Source organism: Thiohalorhabdus sp. Cl-TMA (assembly GCF_041821045.1).
GTDB classification, from domain to species: Bacteria; Pseudomonadota; Gammaproteobacteria; order Thiohalorhabdales; family Thiohalorhabdaceae; genus Thiohalorhabdus; species Thiohalorhabdus methylotropha.
In genome coordinates, this window is record NZ_JBGUAW010000024.1 from 1 (window position 1) to 4,765 (window position 4,765).

General features: G+C 41.9%; 5 protein-coding genes. 2 read left to right on the top strand and 3 right to left on the bottom strand.

The window, feature by feature from the left end; genetic code table 11:
- Positions 1-163: 163 nt before the first annotated feature.
- Entirely contained in the window at positions 164-400 is a 237-nt protein-coding gene (locus tag ACERLL_RS17600; RefSeq protein ID WP_373657405.1) for an IS3 family transposase, read from the top strand.
- Complete coding sequence (locus ACERLL_RS17605) at positions 400-873, top strand: IS3 family transposase (RefSeq protein ID WP_373657406.1); 474 nt, start codon at positions 400-402, stop codon at positions 871-873. The genes ACERLL_RS17600 and ACERLL_RS17605 overlap by 1 nt, the downstream gene beginning before the upstream one ends.
- Before the next feature lie 211 nt (positions 874-1,084).
- Here ACERLL_RS17605 and ACERLL_RS17610 read toward each other — a convergent pair whose 3' ends face one another.
- From ACERLL_RS17610 to ACERLL_RS17620, 3 genes are read right to left on the bottom strand one after another with little or no spacing between them, the layout of a single operon-like run.
- Entirely contained in the window at positions 1,085-1,879 is a 795-nt protein-coding gene (locus tag ACERLL_RS17610) for a glycosyltransferase (protein ID WP_373657407.1), read from the bottom strand.
- Positions 1,880-1,884: 5 nt separating this feature from the next.
- Positions 1,885-3,048, bottom strand: a complete 1,164-nt coding sequence (locus ACERLL_RS17615) for a glycosyltransferase family 4 protein (protein ID WP_373657408.1) — start codon at positions 3,046-3,048, stop codon at positions 1,885-1,887.
- A 19-nt stretch (positions 3,049-3,067) separates the two neighbouring features.
- Entirely contained in the window at positions 3,068-4,024 is a 957-nt protein-coding gene (locus ACERLL_RS17620; RefSeq protein ID WP_373657409.1) for a sulfotransferase family protein, read from the bottom strand.
- Between the last annotated feature and the right edge of the window lie 741 nt (positions 4,025-4,765).

The window sequence follows — 4,765 nt, forward strand, 5'->3', positions numbered from 1 at the left end:
ATTGCCCCAATCGGGGCATCCAAAGCCGATCAAGCTGCGGCCCAGGGCATTAACCGGCTATCCGTGAATAATCCGGGTTCAGCGGCAATGCGGCCTGCTCGGCCTGCCCCGGTCCACGTACTACTACCAGCCGGCCGGGGAGCGCGTCGAGAATCTGGCGCTGATGCGGCTTATCGACCGGCAGTACCTGGAGACGCCCTTCTATGGCAGCCGCCAGATGACGGCCTGGCTGCGGCGCCAGGGGTATGCCGTCAATCGCAAGCGGGTCCAGCGGCTGATGGGCCTCATGGGCCTGCAAGCCACGGTTCCCGGGCCGCAAACCAGTCGGCCGCACCCGCAGAATCCGGTCTACCCCTATCTGCTGCGGGAGCTGGCGCTGACGAACAGCAACTTGGTTTGATGCGCGGACATTGCCCCTACATCCCCATGCCGCGGGGCTTTCTATACCTGGTGGCCGTGCTCGACTGGTACAGCCGCTACGTGCTGGCTTGGCGGCTCTCCAACACGATGGACGCGCTCTTCTGCCTCGAGGCCCTGGAGATGGCACTGGGCCGGGGCGAACCGGTGATCTTCAACACCGACCAGGGCGCCCAGTTCACCAGTCAGGAGTGGCTGGCCCCGCTACAGAAACGGGATATCCTCATCAGCATGGACGGGCGCGGCCAGGCCCTGGACAACGTCTTCGTCGAGCGCCTATGGCGCACCGTGAAGTACGAGGATATCTACCTCCGGGACTACCAGACCGTGCCTGACCTGGAGATCGGACTGGACGACTATTTCCAGTTCTACAACGAGGAGCGCCCGCACAGCGCCCTTGATCATCAAACCCCGGCCGAGGTCCACTGGGCCACCCAACCGGAAACCGAAGCCTGAGGAGGCCCCAAGGACCATTTACTTCTTAAGCCCCGGTGACTGTCCAACGGAATGGGTCCACCCCAGCTATCGCGACGAATAAACCTTAATCACCTTTTTCTAGGGGGTTTATCTCCACCAAGGAAAAATCCTTCCAGTGTGTGGCAACATAGGAAACTTCCAAGAATTTCCGGAGAAACTTAATTTCACAAAATTAACATTACCATTTCATTTAAGAGTTAATACCTCTTAATATAATTCTTTTTAATAGTCTAAATAGCCTTTCACCACGGGGGATAAAACCGAACAAATATCTAATATATAAGTATAGAATTTGCCTAGCACAAGGCCGCCCAAAAATATTCTTTTGTATTCTAGAAAATTCACTATTTAATTTAAGTGAATTGTTAAGGTTTGAGCTAACACCATCTTGATAGAAGACCGAAATTTTTTTATCCAGAAAAAATCCAAACTCGCAATATCCCGAATGCCAGGCTTTGCAAAAAAAGTGATAATCGGCGGCCAATGGGTAACTCAGGTCAAAATAATCATTTTTAATGAGGCAATCTTTACTAATAATTGCCGACTGATGCGGAATAGAAGGGTAACATTTTAACTTATCCAAATCATCGGTAACCTTCCGATGAGCGCCAAGCTTTCCACTGCTATCGGAAATATCAATCCCAAAGACAAATATATCAAAATAATAATTTTCTATAGCATCGTCTATTTTCTGAATAGAATCTCTTTGCAGGGTGTCTCCCGAGTTCAAAAATAATAAAAATTCATTATTTGAAAGGTCAACCCCTTTATTCATCGCATCGTATATCCCTGAATCTTTCTCAGATTTAATTACAACATTCTCATAATCCCCATATTTGTTCAGAAACTCTACAGAACCATCTGTGGAGTTTCCGTCAACTACAACCCATTCAAAATTTTTAAGTAAAGGTTCTATGCTTTGTGCGGTTTTTAATAAGTTATTATAATCGTTATAATTTATAGTAATAATTGTAAGATTGGCCATGATTTTTATGCCTCTTTAATTGCCTCACGCATCAATAGGGTTGCGCTCTTTTCCCAGCTAAATTCGGAAGAAATATTATTTGCAAGCCTTGGCAGAGTCCCCCAAAAATAACTCCCTTTTTCAAAGTGGAAAATGGTTTTAGCTATGCTGCAGGGATTTGTCCCATCAAAATAAATTAAAGAATCACCCCATATTTCTTGAAAAACATCTAGCTTGTTCGCCAAAATTGGTTTCCCCTTTTGGGCAGCTTCTATAATAGGAATCCCCCACCCCTCATACAAGGAAGGAAACACAAGCGCTTTCGTTTCATCCATCAAGGACTCCTTATCTGAGGAGCTTATATATCCTAAATTTTTAACATTTTTGCTAAGATTAAAGTTTTGAGTGAGAACGTCTAAATTTATGTCACCTTTATTTTTGTCTCCACAAGTCACTAGATTTATTTCTTTATTATAAACCTCCTTTATATATTTAATAGCCTTTAAAAGATTATAATGGTTTTTGTGGTTCCATGGAACAGCAGGATAAAAGTAGAAATCCTTAACATCTATACCTTTACTTTTTGCTTCCCTGATATCTTTTGCTTGGGGGGCTCCTTGCGGTATTACCTTTACAGCTTCTTTATTTAAATTATACTTTTTAGCTATTTTGTTCTTTTCGCTTTGGGAAAAGACAAATACTCTGGAGGCGTTTTCAGAAAGAGTGCGGTAAAATTTATTTTTTTTGCTAAGCTCGTGTTTGGAAAAATGGTGAGGATAAAACTCATGCTGTATATCATGGGGAAAATAAAAATATGGTACATTGGGTAAATACGCGAATTGCCCAAAAAATATTAAAAGGTCTGGTTTGTTAGGGCTTTGGAATTTTATTTGGGGTACCGCCATAAAGTTATATACTGGAATTTTTCTTAATAATTTCATTAAAAAAGTGTTCTTTTTGATAAATTCTTTTAAATGTTTCCATGATTTATTTGTGCTAAACTCTTTTATAAAAAATTTGCTTCCATACTTACCCTCAAAGTAACTCTTAAATTCCGCTTTAACAATAATAGATACTTCTAAGCTTTCTGTATTCCAGTTGCTTATGGCGTCTAGCATATTAATGGAAAACTCTTCCACTCCTGTTTTAAGGTAGGGGTTAAAGGTGCAATCGATATATACTTTCTTCATACCCATATTCTTCCTCTTCTTAGCTGCAAGAAAGTTTTCTGATTAGGGATTCTATTTTTAATTTCCATATTAAGTATTTTGTATTGTCTAGCAACAAGTATAAAGTTTTCCTCCATGCAGGTATCTTAATCGCAGGGAAAGGATAATTCATTTTTTTTATTAAATTTTTGTTGTAAAACCAAACTAGAAAAATTTCTTCCTCCTTCAGGCTGTTTAAACCGGCATATTTCCTATCTTTTTTTGGGGAATGTCTATTAAGTTTTTGCCATGGGTTAAAATTAAGATTATAGAAATTATTATTTTCTCTCTTTATGTTTGTATTGGGTATGCAAAAGAAACGGGCCAAATCAGACTTTAATTTTTCTGGGTTCTCAATGAAGTCTTCATAGTATACCCTATAAAAATTTTTTGCATTTTTGGTTTTGCCATCTGGCGTGCATCCCATTTCCCAGTATAAGGAGAACTGCCTTATAGAATGTATATACGATATTCTTGTATCGCAAAAATTTACTGGTCTAATAGCGCTCATAGACGCTATGCATGAGTATGGATCTCGTATTATTTGGACAACTTTTGCTTCTGGAAAATACTTCCAAATCAAATCAATACTTGTGGAATGAAGTGGGGTTTTTTCCAAAAAAAACTTAGAATCCTCACCCCCAAAAAGATGGATAAATACTTCCCTAGATGATAACCCTTCCAAGTCCTTTTTGTTTACAATAATTCCTGAATTTTTATATAGCTCCTCCTTAATTATACTACACCCCTTATTGTATATTTTCTTTTCTGGGTCGGAAAACTTCCTCCCCAATTTGGGTATAATTTTATTGAAATAATGCGTCTCTGGAATGGTTTTAAATCCAAACTCTCTTGATAGAAAGCTCTGCATTAATGTTGTTCCGCCTCTAGGGGGGCCAACTAAAAAAACAATATTATCCCCCTCTCTTATGAATGGAGTTTCCCTTTTTCCTAGCATAATAAGCGCCCCTTATATGGTAATTTTTTAATGCAATTAATATGTTCCTGGTTTTGTTTTTATTTTATTGGGTTTTTGTTCGTTCTCTTGAAGGAAAATCGTAATGGGTGTCTTATCTTGACGTAAATTCTTCGAGTAGCACGACCTTTATAATTAAGTCTGGTATGAATCTCACAGAGAGGTAAATTTTGCATCTCCGCCCCCACCTCTAAGGGTTGGCATCCTGAATTAGATCCCAAAAACTGGACAAGGGCTAGAAGTATTCGGGTTAGTGAGCTTCTCAGCCGCTGAAAGGAGCCTTCCCCTGTCCCGAGCCAAAGGCATGCGCCTAAGCTCCTAACTTAAGGGCTGCGTTGGCCTGGATGGTGCCAAGGTGTCCTGCGAGAGTACCAGGTACATTCTGTGCAAATCAGCCATTGGAAGCACTACCTGCTTGATAGTTTGCCCAAGCTGGTCCATGGCAGCCGCCCCAAAATTGAGGCGGACTTTCTTCAAAAGAAGTCCAAGTAGATCAAGTGGTGGGCCGACCTGCTCGGCTTGTCTCGATCCACAAACTATATACAAGCTGGCCGGGGATAGCGCCGAGAACTTGGCGCTGATGTGGCTCATTGACCGCTAGTACCTGGGGACGCTCTACTACGCAGTTATCAGATGAATGTATGACCCCGGATTATTCACGGATAGCCGGTTAATGCCCTGGGCCGCAGCTTGATCGGCTTTGGATGCCCCGATTGGGGCAAT